At 61.0% G+C, this 16,899-nt stretch carries 14 protein-coding genes; 6 read left to right on the top strand and 8 right to left on the bottom strand.

Going from position 1 to position 16,899, the window contains the following annotated elements:
* The first annotated feature begins 114 nt into the window (after positions 1-114).
* Entirely contained in the window at positions 115-1,515 is a 1,401-nt protein-coding gene (locus tag BLW62_RS00570; protein WP_090503503.1) for a sodium-dependent transporter, read from the top strand.
* A gap of 79 nt (positions 1,516-1,594) precedes the next feature.
* Here the strand turns inward: BLW62_RS00570 and BLW62_RS00565 are convergent, their stop codons facing one another.
* Both BLW62_RS00565 and BLW62_RS00560 read right to left on the bottom strand, forming a co-directional pair.
* On the bottom strand, positions 1,595-2,314 hold the full coding sequence (locus BLW62_RS00565) for an SDR family oxidoreductase (RefSeq protein WP_090503499.1): 720 nt from the start codon (positions 2,312-2,314) through the stop codon (positions 1,595-1,597).
* 69 nt (positions 2,315-2,383) lie between these two features.
* Entirely contained in the window at positions 2,384-2,833 is a 450-nt protein-coding gene (locus BLW62_RS00560; protein ID WP_090503494.1) for a response regulator, read from the bottom strand.
* A gap of 298 nt (positions 2,834-3,131) precedes the next feature.
* Between BLW62_RS00560 and BLW62_RS00555 the strand changes: the two genes are divergently transcribed.
* A complete protein-coding gene (locus BLW62_RS00555) occupies positions 3,132-3,791 on the top strand; it encodes a glycerophosphodiester phosphodiesterase (protein ID WP_090503490.1) in 660 nt (219 codons plus the stop codon).
* Positions 3,792-3,841: 50 nt separating this feature from the next.
* Here BLW62_RS00555 and BLW62_RS00550 read toward each other — a convergent pair whose 3' ends face one another.
* The 6 genes from BLW62_RS00550 to BLW62_RS00525 form a co-directional block, all read right to left on the bottom strand.
* Positions 3,842-4,246, bottom strand: a complete 405-nt coding sequence (locus BLW62_RS00550) for a secondary thiamine-phosphate synthase enzyme YjbQ (RefSeq protein ID WP_090503485.1) — start codon at positions 4,244-4,246, stop codon at positions 3,842-3,844.
* Between the two features lie 62 nt (positions 4,247-4,308).
* Positions 4,309-5,358: a HEAT repeat domain-containing protein gene (locus tag BLW62_RS00545; RefSeq protein ID WP_090503481.1), complete on the bottom strand. Its 1,050-nt coding sequence runs from the start codon at positions 5,356-5,358 to the stop codon at positions 4,309-4,311.
* 77 nt (positions 5,359-5,435) lie between these two features.
* Positions 5,436-7,469: a SpoVR family protein gene (locus BLW62_RS00540; protein ID WP_090503477.1), complete on the bottom strand. Its 2,034-nt coding sequence runs from the start codon at positions 7,467-7,469 to the stop codon at positions 5,436-5,438.
* A gap of 35 nt (positions 7,470-7,504) precedes the next feature.
* Positions 7,505-8,830 (bottom strand): YeaH/YhbH family protein, encoded by a 1,326-nt coding sequence (locus BLW62_RS00535; RefSeq protein ID WP_090503470.1) that lies wholly within the window; start codon positions 8,828-8,830, stop codon positions 7,505-7,507.
* Positions 8,821-11,106: a PrkA family serine protein kinase gene (locus BLW62_RS00530; RefSeq protein ID WP_090503465.1), complete on the bottom strand. Its 2,286-nt coding sequence runs from the start codon at positions 11,104-11,106 to the stop codon at positions 8,821-8,823. The genes BLW62_RS00535 and BLW62_RS00530 overlap by 10 nt, the downstream gene beginning before the upstream one ends.
* Position 11,107: 1 nt before the next feature.
* Positions 11,108-13,180, bottom strand: coding sequence for a PrkA family serine protein kinase (locus BLW62_RS00525; RefSeq protein ID WP_090506365.1), 2,073 nt, complete (start codon positions 13,178-13,180; stop codon positions 11,108-11,110).
* A 608-nt stretch (positions 13,181-13,788) separates the two neighbouring features.
* Between BLW62_RS00525 and BLW62_RS00520 the strand changes: the two genes are divergently transcribed.
* The 4 genes from BLW62_RS00520 (at position 13,789) to BLW62_RS00505 (ending at position 16,792) form a co-directional block, all read left to right on the top strand.
* On the top strand, positions 13,789-14,211 hold the full coding sequence (locus BLW62_RS00520; protein ID WP_090503460.1) for a DUF5820 family protein: 423 nt from the start codon (positions 13,789-13,791) through the stop codon (positions 14,209-14,211).
* 105 nt (positions 14,212-14,316) lie between these two features.
* Positions 14,317-14,763, top strand: a complete 447-nt coding sequence (locus BLW62_RS00515) for a UPF0179 family protein (RefSeq protein ID WP_076577929.1) — start codon at positions 14,317-14,319, stop codon at positions 14,761-14,763.
* 161 nt (positions 14,764-14,924) lie between these two features.
* Positions 14,925-15,611, top strand: coding sequence for a PHP domain-containing protein (locus BLW62_RS00510; RefSeq protein ID WP_090503456.1), 687 nt, complete (start codon positions 14,925-14,927; stop codon positions 15,609-15,611).
* A complete protein-coding gene (locus tag BLW62_RS00505; protein ID WP_090503452.1) occupies positions 15,608-16,792 on the top strand; it encodes an asparagine synthase C-terminal domain-containing protein in 1,185 nt (394 codons plus the stop codon). Before BLW62_RS00510 ends, BLW62_RS00505 begins: the two co-directional genes overlap by 4 nt.
* Positions 16,793-16,899 lie beyond the last annotated feature (107 nt).

Genomic DNA, 16,899 nt, shown 5'->3' with positions numbered 1-16,899 from the left:
CCACCGAGGTGGCAAATGGTGGAACGACCGACAGCAATTATAAATAGACGCTCGTTATCTCGAGGGAAAATACCGTAGAAAGTTATATATAACACCCCTCTCAATGGGCAAGACATGGCTCAACGAGAGACATGGGCAACAAGAACAGGCTTCATTCTCGCCGCGGTGGGGAGCGCGGTGGGGTTAGGAAACATTTGGCGATTCCCGTTCGTCACGAGTGAGGGTGGTGGTGCGGCGTTCCTCCTCGTCTATCTGCTGTTTATCTTCCTCATCGGATTTCCGGCGATTCTCGTGGAGTTCGTCATCGGCCGACGAACCAAACTCAATCCTGTCGGTGCACTTCGTGAACTCGGCAGCGGGGTGTGGAAGTACGTCGGATACGTGTTCTTCGTCACTGCGTTCGTCATCCTCTCGTACTACAGCGTCGTTGCGGGCTGGTTCGTTCGCTACTTCATCATCGGTGTGACCGACGGCTACGACGATGCAGTCGGTCAGTACGAAGGCGAAGCCGGAGACGATACGATACCGGCCGAATTGCTGTTCGACTCCGTCGCGACGGGGCTCGATTCGATTCTGTTCCACACGCTCTTTATGTTGGTAACGATCGGCATCGTTGCCCTCGGGGTCAGGAAGGGGATCGAACTCGCGGTCAAGGTTATGGTCCCATCGCTTATCGTCTTGCTCGTCGGACTCGCAATCTGGGCTGCTACCCTTCCCGGTGCGAGCGATGGGTACGAGTACTACCTCTCGCCCGATTTCAGCGAAATTGCCGCTAATTGGACGACGCTTCTGCCGGCCGCGGCCGGACAGGCGTTCTTCACGCTCTCGCTCGGAATGGGTGTGATGATCGTCTACGCGTCCTACGTCGGTGAAGATCGAAACCTCGCAAAGGACGGCGGGATCATCATCGGGTTCGATACCGCAATCGCGCTGTTGGTCGGCCTGATCGTCTTCCCGATTCTGCTTACCGCAACGCCTGACCCAGATGGTGAACTCCTGTTTGCGTCGCCGATCGGTGCAATCTTCACAGCAGTTGCGGACGCGATGACGGAGGTCCCCGACGTGCTCGGGTTGCTCTTCTTCGGCGTCGTCGCCGTCGCGGCGCTCTCGAGTGCGATCAGTATCCTCGAGTTCATCGTCGCGTACCTGATGGACGAACACGGCTTCGAGCGTCGCCCTGCAGCACTGCTCGCAGGTGGCTCGGTATTCGCACTCGGAGTTCCCGTGACGTACGACCTCGTCTTCCTCGAGTTGTTCGATTACTTCGCTGATTCGGTCTTGCTTGTCCTCGGAGCCCTGTTACTCGTCATCTTCGTCGGGTGGGTCATCCCGGACGCTGCCTTGGACGAAGTATCGAAAGGCGTCGACGATATCGGATCCGCTGGTGCGGCGTGGATCTGGGCGGTTCGCATTCCGCTCGTCGTCGTGCTGGCAATCACCCTCGCGCTCGGTATCGTCGACTACGTCGGCTTCCTGACGGGGGACTTCGCTGACTGGATCAGCGCGAATCTGTAGCGTTCGAGCCTTCTTTTGTGGTTTTTCGAGACGAGAAGCTGGGTTTCTGAGTGAGCAACGCACAGCCACCATCGCTCGCTTACGCTTCGCCGTAGACGGGCACCGCGCCACCGCTCGTCACCGACGCCCCGTCGCTACAGAGAAACGCCATTACGTCGGCGATGTCCGCCGGATCGACCCACTCGTCGTGATCCGAATCCGACATCATCTCGCGGTTCATCGGCGTGTCGATCACACTCGGCATCACGGCGTTCGCGCGAACGGTTCCCGTGTTCTCCTCGGCGATGGTTTCGGTTAGTAGCCGAATGCCGGCTTTCGTAATCCGGTAGGGACCATCCCCTTCGCCACCCTCGAGTGACGAACGCGCACTGACGCTGACGATCGATCCCTCGGTCTCCTGGAGGTGAGGGAGCGCGTGTTTCGACGCCAAAAACGCGGTTTGTAGGTTGACGTTCACGAGCAGTTCGAACTCCTCGAGGTCGGTGTCCTCGATTGGATCGCCACCGCGCCAGGTGCCGGCGATGTTGAGCAAGTGGTCGATCCGGCCGTGATCGTCGACGATGTCGGAGACGAGGCGCTCGACGTCGGCTTCGTCGGTCAGATCGCCCTCGTAGAAGTGGACGTCGTCGGTGATCTCGAGGTGACTGTCTTCATCGTCGGGAGCGACGACATCGACGGCACAGACGGTCGCCCCCGCGTCGTCGAATCGCTCGACGACAGCACTACCGAGTGCACCGCTTGCACCCGTAACGATCGCGACCCGCTCGTCGAAGTCGACTGAAAACTCGGACGGAGCCATACGCCCGCTTCCACGACCACAACAATGATTGCTCGGGTGGTCGCCAGTCGCGTCGAAGCCCCACGCCGATCAGTGACTCATCGGGGGGAGTGCAGCCTGTTCGAACCAAAAGTGGGCGAGCGCCTCGACCATCTCGGTGTATTCGGCCGGATCCGTTGGTTTGGTCAGGTAGGCGTTCGCGGCGAGTTCGTAACTTTCGACGATGTCTTCCGTCGTGTCGGAACTCGTGAGGACGACAACCGGAATGCGAGCGGGTAGCGACTCGTCCGCCAACGCCTCGAGTACCTCGAGTCCACCCATTCGAGGCAAATTGAGATCTAACAGGACGAGATCGGGAAGCGATTCCGTGTCTGACCGATTTCGTCTCGAGAGAAACTGGAGTGCCTCGTCGCCGTCGATCGCAACGTGCGTCGTTGTCTCGATCGAAAGCTGGATCAGCGCCTCCTTCGTCAGCCGAACATCTCCCGGATTGTCTTCGACGAGCAGGATTTCGACTACGTCGTCAGTTCGACTAGTCATATGTGCACCCCCACCCCATGTCGCGCCTTCCTGACCCAATAGAGACCATTCGATCCGTAACTGAACCCTACTATATGTGGCACCCATTTAAGAGTGGCTACTACACCGTTTGGGTCGAAATCGAGTCCGGTTGGTACAAGCGTCTAAACAGCTGAAATCCTGGATTCGTCTCGAGCGAGAGATCGTGGATTTGAGTGGTCCTGCCGATACCGACCGTGATTCGAGACCGTGCTCAGAAATGCGGGGGAACTGTCACGAGGCGAGACACTGAAATCGGTCGCCGTTGTTGTGCCAGTGAATGCGTTTGATCGCACATCGAGGATTTGCCGCGACGGCTCCGGAAAATACGATCGCCGCGATTCAATCTGCGGCCGAGTGCGCGGATGCAGTCGAGTTCGACGTTCGTCGGTGTGGGTCGGGAGAACTCGTCGTCATCCACGACGAGACGATCGATCGCGTCACCGGCGGCGTCGGTGTGGTCGCCGACCAGTCACTCGAGGAACTCAAGACCCAGACCGTTCTCGAGTCCGGCGAGCGCGTGCCGACGCTCGAGGAACTCCTCGAGGCGTTGCCCTCGCGCGTCGAAGTCAATCTCGAGATGAAAGAACTCGACATCGCGGCCGACGTCCTCGAAGCGATCGAATCGGTCGACAATCGCGTCGTGACGACCTCGTTTTTGATACCGGAGCTGCGAGCAATTCGCGAACTCGACCGCGAGCAGCCGACGGGCTTGCTGGCCAGTCGCCACCTCGAAACCCCCGTCACGACCGCGATCGAACTGGACTGTGACGTCATCGGTGCGAACTACTGGCGGTGTCTCACGACCAACATCGTCCCGCGAGCGAAAGCGGTCGACCTCGAGGTCCACGCGTGGTCGCTCGAGCGCCGGACGACGGCAAAACTCCTCGAGTTGCGCGGCGTCGATTGCGTCTCGGCAGACCGCCCGATTCGCGTTTGAGGCGGGCATCGGTGTGGGAAACCATCGCTTGTGAGGTGAGAGCGCTGCTGTCACTCCGAGTGAGGCGTTACCGCGACCGTGAGCGAACGCGTCCGCGGGCCGTCACACTCGACGAACAGGATTGACTGCCAGGTGCCGAGGACGAGCTCGCCGTTTTCGACGGGAATCGTTACGTCCGGCCCGATCATCGCCGCCCTCAGATGAGAATCTGCGTTCCCGTCGAGTCGATCGTGAGCGTGGCCCTCGTCGGGAACGAGGTCGCTCAGAAAGTCTTCGATGTCTTCTCGCAATCGCGGTTCGTTCTCCTGGACGAGGAGTCCAGCCGTCGTATGCGCGACGAACGCCGTGACCGTCCCGGACTCGAGGTCGTCTGGGACGACGCTCGCGATCTGATCGGTCACGTCGACCGTCGTCAATCGAGCGTCGGTCTCGATAGTGATCGTCTCGATACCCATACGTGAGACCACGCGACGGACTCCCTATCCAGTTTCGCTCACGGCGTCGACCGACGATCGTTTCAGGAGAGTCGCTCGAGGGCCCACTCGGCTCGTTCGCGAACACTCGGTTCCGGGTCGTCGTCTGCCAACGTCTCGAGTCGATCACTCGCGGTTTCGACGCGACCGTAGCCGAGTGCGACACACGCGTTCGCCCGGACACGCTCGTGATCGGTGGCGAGTGCGCCGATCAGTGGCTCGCGTGCGTTCTCGGGAATTACGTTCGTCTCCATCGCGACGCGAGCGAAGACGACGGCCGCGTTCGCCCGTGTCTGTGGGTCAGTCGAGTCGAGTGCACCCACGAGCGCGGGTGAGGGTGGCGTGACAGCAGTCGGAGAGTGGGTGGCGACGTCAGCCAGACAGCCGATCGCGTTTCGTCTGAGCGCATCCACGTCGTGGTCGAGGAGTTGGGTTGTCTCCTCGAGGAGCGACTCGAAACTCGAGTCCATTTCGGCCGATTCACACGCTGATGATAATCGACCCGCGCGTGCGAGTCGACCGAATACCGGAAGGACCTGCGTTCCGGTCGCTTCTGAGTCCGCTTCGAGGGCATCCAGGAGAACCGGGACCGCTGATGTGGTTGCAACCGGGTTCGAGTGAGAAACGTGCTGTAGGAGACGGAGCCCCCACTCGTCGTATCCGGGTCGCTCGTCGATCACCTTGGCTATCGATGCCACGTAGTCGGAGACAGTCGCTGGCTGTTCGCGTGCGACCGCCTCGAGACAGCGAAGTACCTCCCCCGTCGCGGACTGGGTCGGATGCTCGCTGGCGAAGGTAACGAGTTCCGCGACGGACGGTGCGACGTCTGCTGGAAACTCCGCTGCGAGTTCGGCGAGACAGTACGCGACCGTCTCGTGGTACTCGAGTGGGTCTTGCTCGAGGAGTGCTCTGAGTTTCGGGACCGTCGGGACGCAGGCGCGGGGTTCGTCCGCAATCGTCTCTCGAATCGTTTCGACCGCGACGCGTTGTTCGGCCGGATCGCGTCTATCTAGCTGTGCGAGAATGGCCGGCACGTCGAACGGCGAGCCAGCGGCTTGTCGCTGGTCGAGTGATCCAACCCCTTCCCCATCCATGCTGTTCTCAGTATTGGTAATTAGGGTCAAAAGCGTTCCGAGTGTTTACTTCGCGTCTAGGGTGGCGAAAACATCCACTACGCGAGCCACTCGTCCGGTTTCGTATCGTAGTCGACGTCGTCTGCAGCGAGATGATCGACTTCCTCCCAGGGGAGGTCCTCGACGGTTATCTCCTCGCCGTCGTAGCGAAGCAACTTGCCTTGCTCTTCTGGCTCTGGCTCTCGGTTCCGTCGTTTCGCCACTTCGACGTCGTGTTCGTTGACCTCCTTGACGATCGTCTGTACGTTCACCGGACGACCCCACAGTTCGAAGATCCGCTTGAGGGTTTCTCGAGCCTTCCCGAGATCGAGCATCACGCCGTTGTACTGGTGGCCAAGGAGCAGTTCGTTCGCGTTGTTGTAATTGCCGTCGTAGACCGCGATCGTCGGCTTGCCGAAGTTGGTGAACTGCAACAGGAGCTTCTTCTTGACGTCCTCGGCGGCGTCGCTCGCGACGTGGTACTGCCCGGTCGCCTTCGAGTGTTCGTACGTGAAGTAGTTGTTCTCCGTGATGAACTCCTCCGTGAGGAATTCGTCGAGGAACGTCACGTCGTTGTGGCTCTCGCGAATGTCGTACATCCGATTCCAGCCGGCCGAGAAGTCGACGTCCGCGAGCGCCTCCTCGACGGACTCGTACCGAGCGTCGTCGAAGAGGTAGCGACCGATCTGCTCCACATCGTTCTGACTGACTCGAGTCAGGAAGCCGCGATGTTGGCGCTTGAGCAGCGAGTAGTGGCGTCGGGCCAACCCCTCGGTGGTGAGCACCTTCCAGGGATAGCGCTCGACGTCGATTTCACCCGCCCGTGCCGCCTCGAGTGCGTCGTGGTCGACGTATTCGTCTGGAACGTCCGCGAGTTCCTCGATCGTCTCCGGCGTGATCGTCGCGAGTGGCGCTGGTGGCTCGAGCGCGTCCCGAACCTCGTCGAAGTCGACGACGTCCATCAGGTTCCGCCACGAGACGCCCTCGATTCGAAGCAGGTGCTCGAGCACCTCGCGTCGGTTCGTTCGGTTCTCGACGTACTCCCAGAGCTCCATGCCGAGGCTGTAAGGATTGAGCCCGCCGGAAGCCAACACCTTGGCCATGTGGTCGGCGTAGTTCAGGAACTCGTCGTCGCCGGCAAAACCCTCGTCGGTCATCATCGTCGACTCCCAGTAAGCGGCCCACCCCTCGTTCATCACCTTCGTCATCTTCTGGGCGGCGAAGTAGTACGCCTCGGCGCGCATCATATCCAGGATGTCGCGTTGCCACTCGGTCATCTCGAGGGCGCGACCCGCCTCGCCGTCGTACTGTTTCCCGTGTTCGCGAACGAACGCGAGTATATCCTTTTGGGGCTCTTCGGGGAACGTCACGGACTCCTCGCCCGCCTCGAGTTTTTCGAGCCACTCCTTGTCGAACACCTCGCCTTTGATCTCCTCGGAGAGGTCGAGTTCGGCCACCTTCTCCGCGAGGTCGTCGTCGAGGTCCTCGAGGTCATCCGTCGGTCCGTCTACCTCGAGTCGACGCACGAAGACCTGGTGTTGGTCGATGTTGTCCTCGAGGGAGAGACAGTGGTCGATCCACTTTTCGACTTCCGCGCGGTCGATGTCGGGGTCGGCCATGTACTCGTCGATGGCACGCGCGTGCCGGGCCAACATCGCCGCAGCGTTGACCTGTTCGTCTGTTCGGCCGCTGGTGAACAGTCCGAACCACTCGTTGTTCGCGAAGAAATCGGAATGGGCTTCGACGTGGGTGATGACGGCCTTCTGGTCCGCGATCGTGTTCGACTCCTGGAGGAACGCGTGGGCTGGATTGTCGTTGTTGACGATCTCGAAGGCCTTGCCGCCGCCGTACTGGCCTTGCTTTTGCTGTCGGTCGTACTGCATCCCCCAGCGCCAGTGTGGGTACCGGTTCTGGAACCCCCCGTAGGCGATGAGTTCGTTCATCTCGTCGTAATCGATGATCCAGTACTTGACCGGATACGGCTCGAGGCCGAGTTTTTCGGCCAAGTTTCTGGCTTCCGAAACCGGTTCCTCGAGGTCGCTCGCGATCGCCTGTTTGCGGAAGCGATCCGCGTTGGAGTTTGTCTTACTCATGGACACCACTGTGGTTGTGTCGTGCTAGTCCGCTCTCAGTCATCGCCCTCACTCTCCGTCGAGAGAATTTCGTAAATCGCGTCGGTCACGTCGTCTTTGCTGTTGACGTACGCTACCGCCACGTCGTCCGCATCGGTGCCGAAGTGTCGCTCGAGTTCCTCGGCGTGGGTCGCGTTGATCGCGTTGCCCGAAGGTTGGGTCTCGACGTAGGCGTGGAGGTTCGCGTCGATTTCCTCCATCAACGGAATAACTCGTTCCCCCGTGTCGTTACTCGAGTTCTCGGAGTCACCCGCGGCGAAGACGTAGCGATTCCAGTCGCTCCAGGGGTACTCCTCGAGCAACTCGTTCGCGAGTTCGTACGCGCTCGAGATTTTCGTCCCGCCGCCGCTTCGGATGCCAAAGAAGTCGTCGCGCTCGACGGCCCAGGCTTCCGCGTCGTGGGCGATGTAGACGAACTCGGCGTTGTCGTACTTGCCCTGCAGGTACCAATCTAGCGGCGTGAACGTTCGCTCGACGAGTTCGCGTTTCTTCTCGCGCATCGAACCCGAGACGTCGCGGATGTTGACCACGACGACGTTCTTCTCTTTCTCCTCGATGATCTCGGGGTAGCGGTAGCGTTCGTCCTCGCGTCGGAACGGGACGTGCTTGATCCCTTCACGGCGAATCTTCTGCTGGACGCTCTCGCGCTCGACGTTCGCCTCGAGTTCTTCGATAGAGGCCCACGTTCCACGCTCGTCGTCGGGAACCTCGCTGTAGGCCTCCTCGATCCAGGCCATCGAGACGGGGAGGCTTTCGCCGCGTGCCCACTCGAAGACCGCTCGAGGCGTGATTCCCTCGACCTTGCAGACTTCCCGAAGGAACTCCTCGTCGAAGTCCATCGCGAGTTTTCGCTTGAGGCCCTCCTTGAACATCCGCTCGAAGTCGAGCGTACTGTCGGGGCCCGTTCGGGTCATGTCCGTGAAGGGGCCTTCCTTCTCCTCGACGACCGTCTTCCCCTTCGGATCTAAGTCGAGACCCAACTCCTCGTCGAGTTCCTGGGCGAACTCCTCGGGGTCCATCTCGTAGTACTCGTGCTCGCTGCCTTCCTCGCCGGGTTCGCCGTCGTCACCGTCGTCGTCACCCGGTTGTGGCTGTGGCTGGCCGACCGGCTGTCCCACGTCGGGCGTGTCGCCGTCTCCCTGACCGATGCCGCCCTTGTCGAATTGGTCGTACTCGAATTCGGGTAGGGAGACGATTTTCACCGGAATCTGGATCGACTCCTTCCCGCCGGCGAGGTCGCCGTACTGGATGAAGTCGGCCAGATCTTCGCGGCGCTTTTCACCCACTTCACGGAATCGCTCGAGGTCGTCTCTCAGTCCCATCGGTAGCTCACCTGTCCCATAACGTGTCTGCTGGTCAACTCGGCCGACGCGGGGGAGTACGCGAACTGGTCGACCATCGTCTCGATCGTTTGGGCTTTGATCGCTGCCGTCTCCGTCCCGCTCGGTGGGTCATCCCACTGTCGCGGATCGAAGTCCTCGAAGGTTCGGCGCACGTCCTCCCAATCGTGGCTTTCGAGGACCGACTTGATCACCGGAATCGCCGTGAGATCGACGTCCTCGACGGCGAAGTCCTCGTCGCGGTGCTCCCACGCGTGCCGATTGAGCGACGTGATGACCTTCTCGCGACGGAAGTTTCGAACGCTCTCTCGAGGCAAGTTCCCCTCGTATTCTGCCTCCGAGAACCGACCGAGGTGTTCGATCTCGAAGAGTTTCATCTTCAACGGATCGGGCTCGACGCGTTCGCCGCGGTCGTTCTGTAGGGGTTCGTCAGTCTCCCAGGCGTAGACCTGTTCGACGTACTCGGCGACGGTCTCCTCGTCGACGCGTTTGTCGTACATGATGGCCTCGATGACGTCGCTCTCTTGTCTGTCGAAGATGTAATTTTTCACCGGCACGATTCGATTTTCGAACTCCGAACGCTCGCCCGTCGAGAAGACGGGGGCGTCGGAGAGCCCTTCGGCCATCGTGTTCAACACGTCTCGAGGCATGACGACGTTCTCGACGGGGAATTCGGGATGGTGGCGGTCCCGTTCGGTCTGGACGAGTTCGGCGAGGGTGTCCCTCGTGTACGTGACCGGGATTCCGTGCTCGCCGTCGTGGTTATCGTCGTCGAAGTCGAAGTCTTCTTTCTCCCGGCGGGTATCGCCTTCCTGGAGGTACCCCTGATCGTAGATCAACGCCTTGTCGACCAGGTCCAGGCCGTTGGGGAGGTTCTCCTCGTCGAGTCGCGTCGCGACCGCGTACAGTGCGGCCGCCTCGATCGCGTGCGGTGCGAACTCCTCTATTCGCGTCTGCCCGTCCTGATCTTTGAGCGTCACCGTCACCGGCTCTCGAATCCGCTCCTCGAGTTCGTCGTAGCCCTCAGCGTCCCAGATTTCGGTTTCGTTGGTCAACTCGCGGTGGATGAGTTCACACTCGAGACTCAGGTTCGTCAGGTAGCCAAACTGGTGTTTGTCGAGGCGGCGTTTGAGCGCCTTGAGCGGGTCCATTCCGTTTCTATCCGCGTGTTGATTGAGTTGGGCCTCGAGGTCGGGGTTCGAGATGATGAGCATCTGCGTATCGACGTCCATCCCGATTCCCTTGTCTAGCTTGACCGACTGCTCGTCGGGGACGTTCAGCAGTTTCTGGAGCAAGTCGGCGTGTTGGGCCGCGTCCTCGACGATCGTGAGCACGCCGTTGCCCTGGGAAAGGACGCCGTCGTAGCTGAACGCCTGCGGATTCTTTCGCCCGCGGGAGTCTAACTCTTGGACCATGCCGTGCATCCACGAGCCGACGAGTCGCTCCTTGGGTAGCCCCTCGTCTTCGGAGTGAAGGACGCCGACGCCCTGACCCACGTCGACGACGTAGTTCTTCACTCGCAGGTGATCCTCGTCGGTGATCGCAGAGAACAGGGCGTCTTCACCCGCTCGCCGGTACCGTTCCTCGAGGTAGTCGTAGGCCTCTCGAGAGAACGGATCGAGGGCGGTGTCGACGCGTATCGGAACGTGGTCCTCGATTCGTTCGTTCAGGTCGGCGAGGAGGCCGGTTCGAATTTCCTCGGGAAACACCGACAGCGGATGTGTCTGGACGGGACTCTCGTACCAGTACTGCTCGTCCCCCGCCGAAGGGTCGCCGCCGTAGCTCAGGCCGCGCTCGTCGGCCTCGCCCGAGACGACGTTCCACTCGACCGTGTACCGACGACCTTCTGGCGTCTTCGAGTACTCCCGCAGGCCGTTGACCAGACAGCGTTTGAGTTCGGACTTGCCGGTCGCGGTCGGCCCCTCGAACCAGATGATCTTCTCGTCTTTCGCTCGGCCAGCCGCGATGGATCGGAGGTCGTCGACGAACCGATTGAGCACCTCGGTGTTCCCGAGGATGGCGTGCTCACCGTCGTTGTGCGGATCGTCGAAGAACCGGTAGCGTTCGTTCTCCTCGCCCTCCTCGACGACGGTACGGGTACCCGCGGCTTCGATCGCCTCGAGCAGGTACTTCGAGGCGTGAGAGGCGATCGTCGGGTTTTCGAAGATCCGATCGACGTACGCCGCGAGACCCATCGGCTCCTCGTAGGTCTCTTCTAACGCGCGGTCGGCCTCGGTGACGTAGTCGTTGCCGGTCATGTTAGTCTTCCATCTCTGCTTTGGCGACCTCCGCGCCGGCGAACTCGAGTACTTCCTTCGCGCCGCCCTCGGAGTAGCCCTGTTCGATCAGCGCGTCGATCCACGCCGAACGCTCGTCGTCGTCGAACTCGTTGGCGCTCACCAGCGCGGAGAAGTTGATGTTGTGTTTCTTGTCCTCCCAGAGTTTGCGCTCGAGTGCGCGGCGCAGGCGCTCGTTGTCCTGTGGGTTAAATGCCTCTCCTTCGCGTGCGCGACGAGAGACCCAATTCGACACCTCCTGACGGAAGTCTTCCTTCCGGTCTTCTGGCACGTCGAGTTTCTCCTCGACGCTACGGAGGAAGGTTTCGTCCGGTTCTTGCTCGCGGCCCGTGAGGCTGTCCTCGATGGTGTCGTCGTCGATGTAGGCCATCACGTGGTCCATGTACTTCTCGCCCTGGCGCTGGATCTCGTCGATGTCGTAGGCCAGCGCGTGGCGAACGTCCTCGATGGCTCGCTCCTTGTACTCCTCGCGAACCGTCTCGAGGTAGCGGTAGTACTGCTCGAAGTTCTCCTCGGGAATCGAGCCGTGGTGCTCTAAGTTCTCCTCGAAGAAGTTGAACACCGTCAGCGGCGAGAGGAAGCCCCGGCTGCGATGTTTGGAGTCCATGATCGCCTCGGCGATCTCGTCCCCGATGAACCGGGGCGAGACGCCGACCATCCCTTCGCCAATCTCGGCCTTCTGTTCGGCTTCCTCGCGGAGCTTCTTGCTGTCGATGTCGTCGCCTTCGTCGATTTCCCCGTTGTAGGCCTTCGCCTTCGAGAGCAGATCGACCGTCTCGGTGTCTGGCTCTTCGACTCGCGTGAGGACGCCGAAGAGCCCCGCCATCTCGAGAGTGTGTGGTTCGACGTTGATGTCCGGGACGTCGGCGTTGTTCAGCATCTTCTCGTAGATACTGGCTTCGTCCTCGTAGCTGAGGACGTAGGGGAAGTCGATCCGCTTGGTGCGGTCGTTGAACGCCTCCATCTTCTCGTCGCCCTTCTTATCCTTGTACTCGGGCATGTTCGTTCGCCCGACGATCACCTGGTCGATGTCGATCCGAGGATTGTTCTTCGGTTTGATCGTCTGCTCTTGTGTCGCGTGCAGGAAGTCGTAGAGGAACTCCCGTTGAAGCTTCAGCAACTCCTCGCCGGAGAAGATGCCCCGGTTCGCGTTACAGAACGCCCCCGAGTAATCGAACGCGCGCGGGTCGCTTTCCCCGTAGATGGCGATCTTCGAGTAGTTGACGTCGCCCGTCAGTTCCGTCTCGTCCTGGTTCTTCTTGTCCTTTGGCTCGAACGTCTCGAGGCCCTGTCGTTTGTTCTCGTCGGCGACGAGACGGACGATCTCGACGTGATTCTCGAGTACCTGCTGGAGGTCGTCGTCGTAGTATGCCAGCAGTTTATCCAGGTAGAACTCGCTTTCCGGATCGAGCGCCTGCTCGTTCTGGATCGTGTAGGGTGCGTCGAGTCGTTCGTTCAGATCGTCGATCACCCGCTGGCGTTGCTCGAGTGGCAAGAGGACGAGTGGGTCCTGATTCATCGGCGAACGGACGACGTCGTCGGCGGGGTCTTGATCGACGATGACGTCACAGAGGTTCGTCCACCGGAATGTGTACATTCGGCCCGCTTCGCGGAGGGTGTAATCTTCGAAGTACTTGCGGACTTGCTTGTCGAAGTGTGACTTCCCGGAGCCGACGGGGCCGAGCAGCAACTTGATTCGACGCTCGGGACCCAATCGGCGGGCACCCGATTTGACCTTGTTCACGAACTCGTGAATCGAGTGGTGGATGACGTTTCCGTAGAACGTGTTCTCACCGTCGCCCAGTGGATCTTCGCTGGCGAGTTGGTACTCGACGACACCTTCGGTCTCGTCGTACGTCGTGCCGTAGTAGTCGAACATGTCCGCGACCCGCTGGTGAGCGTTCCGAGTGATCTGTGGATCGTCGTAACACTCCCCGAGGTACCAATCGAAGGGCTTGGTTTCCCGCAGGTCTTCGGGCATCGATTCCTTGTAATCCGTGCTGAGCGTCTCGAGTGTCTCGATATCGCCGGTCATGGTATCATTGCCAGTTGTTCTCTCCCCCGTCTGCATCGGCTCTCCTCGCGCCGAGTGCTCGGAGTCGGTGGCGGTTGCCATCGGTTTCGACGGAACCGATTCGTCCGGGTCCGCTCGGTCGCCTCACCGGCGACAACACATCGCGTCCGTTCTCTACTCGCTCCTCGAGCGACGTGGGCTGGGAGCGGGGAGCACTGCACCGAGGGGCTACCGTGTCGTGTCATGTGTTTTCTTGTACCACTCGACATCGTACACGAAGCACGTGTTGCTTCGAACGACGCTGCGTCGGGGACGAGCGCAGAGTGGATCGGTCCGGTGAGCGGATACCGATAGTATTTAATGAGTGAGTAATCCAGGTACTTAGCTTTGGCCCCAAAAGGTATTTACCAGAATATATTTCCCTGTCGGTAGTGTCGAATTATACCGCATTTTCTGCCACCATACGGACAGTTTGCCAATTCGACGAATAAGTTATCTCCCTGCAACTGCCGGAATCGGTCGCGCGCGCTCGACGCGGCCGCTGTCGTCGGTGCCGGCGCTCACGACTCGAGTACAGGTGTTCACGACTCGACGACGAGAATTTAGGCGGGGCGCGCGTACGGCCACTAATGACGAACTCGCCATCGGCGGAGGATTCGGAGACGCCACTCACGTCGCTCCCTTCCGAGTGGAACGTCTGGAATCGCGGGGACGACGGCCGACTCGTCCTTGCGTACCGACCCGACGTATTCAACGGCGACGACTTTCCGCCGGCCTGCCTCCCGACGCTGTACCTCACCCACGGCGCACGGACCCGACGCCCCGGAACCAACCCAGCTAATCACGCCGACGACGATTGGTACGTCACCCTCTACCTCGAGCCCGACGTCTCGGCGACGACGGAACGGTTCGCGAACAGAAACGACGCCCTCGAGTACACGCTTGCGCTCGCCACGGAATTCGACGACGGAGACGTCGACTACCGCGAGTTGTATCAGGTTCCTCGAGAGACGTACTTCGAACGGTTAGACGAACTCGTCGGCGAACAATAATCCGCCCACAGAGCGGATTCGACCGTCGAGACAGTCCGTTATCGACCCAGCCGCGTGCGGCGAGGGGACGTGAGTCTTAACCGCGACCACCACTAACGACGACGTATGTCGACCGTTACCCTCCTCGGAACCCGCCTCGCCGAGCCGGGAACCGAATTCGTCTATCACGGCGAAGCCGATGGCTGTGCGGGCTGTCCGTACCGAAGCCAGTGTTTGAACCTCCAGCCGGAGACGAAGTACCGCGTCACGGCCATCCGAGAGAACGCACAGACTCTGGAGTGTGCGATGCACGACGGGGGTGTTCGCGCCGTCGAAGTCGAACCCGCGTCGGTCCGCGCAACCATCCCATCCAAGGGGGCATTCGCCGGCAGCAAGGCGAGTCTCTCCGGACCGTGTCCGTACGTCGAGTGTCCCTCCCACGAGTTCTGTGAACCCGATGGCCTCGAGTTCGACGAGGAGTACCGGATCAAAGAAATTCACGGCGACGCACCACACGACGTCTGCCATCTCGACCGATCGCTCGAGTTGGTCGAACTCGAGACGGACGAGTAATCGCGTCACTCGTCCACCGCCGAAACCGATCGGCCCGACGGCGGTCCCCGGGCGCAACTCCTTCGTGATGCAGTCGAGACGACCGTCCTGTCGGTAGCGCGAGTGAACGTTCGCGTACCGAGGTGCTTTTGATCGCTCCGCCCGAATCGTGCAACATACACGTGCTGTCGGTTGAACTCCACGCTCACTCGTCGCTGTCGTACGACGGCCGAGACTCGGTCGAACTGATCTTAGAACAGGCCGAAGCCGTGGGTCTCGACGCGATCGCAGTGACCGACCACGACGAAATCGACGCTAGCCTCGACGCGGCCGAACGGGCCCCCGAGTACGGCCTGGTCGGCATTCCCGCCATGGAAATCTCGAGCAAAGCGGGCCACATCCTCGGCTTCGGGCTCGAGGAAGCCGTCCCTCCCGGCCTCTCCTACGAAACCACGCTCGAGGCCATCTGGGAACAGGATGGACTCGCCGTTATTCCCCACCCATTCCAGGAGTCTCGCCACGGTGTGATCGCTCGCGTCACGCGCGATCAACTCGCCAAGGGCGATGCGATCGAGGTCTACAACTCTCGATTGCTCACCGGCCGAGCGAATCGGCAGGCCGAACGCTTCGCGAACACGCGAGACATGCCGATGACAGCGGGCAGTGACGCCCACATCAGCGAAATGGTCGGCCAGGCCATCACCCGCGTCGACGCCGATGAACGCTCCGCCGACGCGATACTCGAGGCGATCCGTGAGGGTAAAACGACCGTCGAAGGCAAACGAACGCCGTGGCATATCAGCTTTCGACAGGCCGCCGGCGGCGTGACCCGACGCGTTCGAAATTCGGTGTTAGGATTGTTCCAATGAGCGACTGCGCAAGCGACACCGAGACGTTCCGTGGTGCCACCAGAGAGACGGTTCGGGCGGCACTCTCGAGCGATGACGCCCTCCCCGGAACGACCGGCTTCGCCGGTGAACTCGACGGGATAGTCGTTCGAGACGTGCTTGGACGCGAGCCGTTGTACGTCGAGTCTGCATCCGCCCGTACAAACTCGATGCCCACGGCAGAGCCCTCAGCAGAGACCTCGACAAAATGGGCGTTCGAACCCACAGCACTCGAAAATCCGACGCTTCTTCCGGCGGGATCGACGCTCGCACTCGACGACCCGGACGCGACTCCAGAGCAGTACTTCGACCTCCCTGAGCCGACACCCGAATCGAATCACTCGAGAGCACTCACACGACTCGAGACGGCGATCGAAACCGCGGCTGACGCCGTCGACACCGACGACAGAGACATCGCCGTCGCGTTTTCCGGTGGTGTCGATTCGGCGCTCGTCGCCGCCGTGCTCGATGCGCCGCTGTACGTCGTCGGCTTTCCCGACAGTCACGACGTCGAGGCCGCCCGAAGCGCTGCACGAGCGATGGGGCGGGAGCTCACCGTCGTCGAACTCGAGCCTACAGACCTCGAGCGCGCCGTCCCCGAGGTCGCTCGAGCGACGGGACGGACGAACGCGATGGACGTTCAGATCGCCCTGCCGTTGTACCTCGTTGGCGAGCGTGTCGCCGCCGACGGCTTCGACGCCCTCGCAGTCGGCCAGGGTGCCGACGAACTGTTCGGCGGCTACGAGAAAGTCGTCCGTCTCGATCACCGCGTCGAGGCGAACACGGTTCGGGGTGCCGTCCGCGAGGGAATCGAGACGTTGCCGGCACAGCTTCCACGAGACGTTCACGCCATCGAAGCGACCGGACTCGACCCCGTCGCCCCCCTGTTACACGACACCGTGGTCGACGCCGCCCTTCGGCTTCCGGACGAACTACTCGCGGACGAAACCGAACGGAAACGGGCCCTCCGTCGCGTCTCCAGATCGCACCTCCCCGCAGACGTCGTCGACCGTGAGAAAAAGGCCGTCCAATACGGCAGTCTCGTCGCTCGAGAACTCGACCGACTCGCCAGACAAGCCGGCTACAAACGCCGCATGGATGACCACGTCGGGACGTACATTCGGTCGCTGCTCGAGAACGAACCCGATCCGCCGAGTGCATAGCACGATTTCGGGTCGCCGGACACGGTTCGAATGCCCCGCTCCGTTCGACGGCGATCAGTCTCTTGGGTCCTGATACCTCGCTTCGACGGCGATGACGATCGACGCCC

This window comes from Natronorubrum sediminis, from assembly GCF_900108095.1.
GTDB lineage: Archaea > Halobacteriota > Halobacteria > Halobacteriales > Natrialbaceae > Natronorubrum > Natronorubrum sediminis.
This window is presented reverse-complemented; position numbering and strand designations above follow the sequence as displayed.

Bases quoted from the DNA above. Each gene is read 5' to 3' on its own strand.
- BLW62_RS00570 (WP_090503503.1), top strand. From the start codon at position 115: ATGGCTCAACGAGAGACATGGGCAACAAGAACAGGCTTCATTCTCGCC.
- BLW62_RS00565 (WP_090503499.1), bottom strand. From the start codon at position 2,314: ATGGCTCCGTCCGAGTTTTCAGTCGACTTCGACGAGCGGGTCGCGATC.
- BLW62_RS00560 (WP_090503494.1), bottom strand. From the start codon at position 2,833: ATGACTAGTCGAACTGACGACGTAGTCGAAATCCTGCTCGTCGAAGAC.
- BLW62_RS00555 (WP_090503490.1), top strand. From the start codon at position 3,132: ATGCGTTTGATCGCACATCGAGGATTTGCCGCGACGGCTCCGGAAAAT.
- BLW62_RS00550 (WP_090503485.1), bottom strand. From the start codon at position 4,246: ATGGGTATCGAGACGATCACTATCGAGACCGACGCTCGATTGACGACG.
- BLW62_RS00545 (WP_090503481.1), bottom strand. From the start codon at position 5,358: ATGGATGGGGAAGGGGTTGGATCACTCGACCAGCGACAAGCCGCTGGC.
- BLW62_RS00540 (WP_090503477.1), bottom strand. From the start codon at position 7,469: ATGAGTAAGACAAACTCCAACGCGGATCGCTTCCGCAAACAGGCGATC.
- BLW62_RS00535 (WP_090503470.1), bottom strand. From the start codon at position 8,830: ATGGGACTGAGAGACGACCTCGAGCGATTCCGTGAAGTGGGTGAAAAG.
- BLW62_RS00530 (WP_090503465.1), bottom strand. From the start codon at position 11,106: ATGACCGGCAACGACTACGTCACCGAGGCCGACCGCGCGTTAGAAGAG.
- BLW62_RS00525 (WP_090506365.1), bottom strand. From the start codon at position 13,180: ATGACCGGCGATATCGAGACACTCGAGACGCTCAGCACGGATTACAAG.
- BLW62_RS00520 (WP_090503460.1), top strand. From the start codon at position 13,789: ATGACGAACTCGCCATCGGCGGAGGATTCGGAGACGCCACTCACGTCG.
- BLW62_RS00515 (WP_076577929.1), top strand. From the start codon at position 14,317: ATGTCGACCGTTACCCTCCTCGGAACCCGCCTCGCCGAGCCGGGAACC.
- BLW62_RS00505 (WP_090503452.1), top strand. From the start codon at position 15,608: ATGAGCGACTGCGCAAGCGACACCGAGACGTTCCGTGGTGCCACCAGA.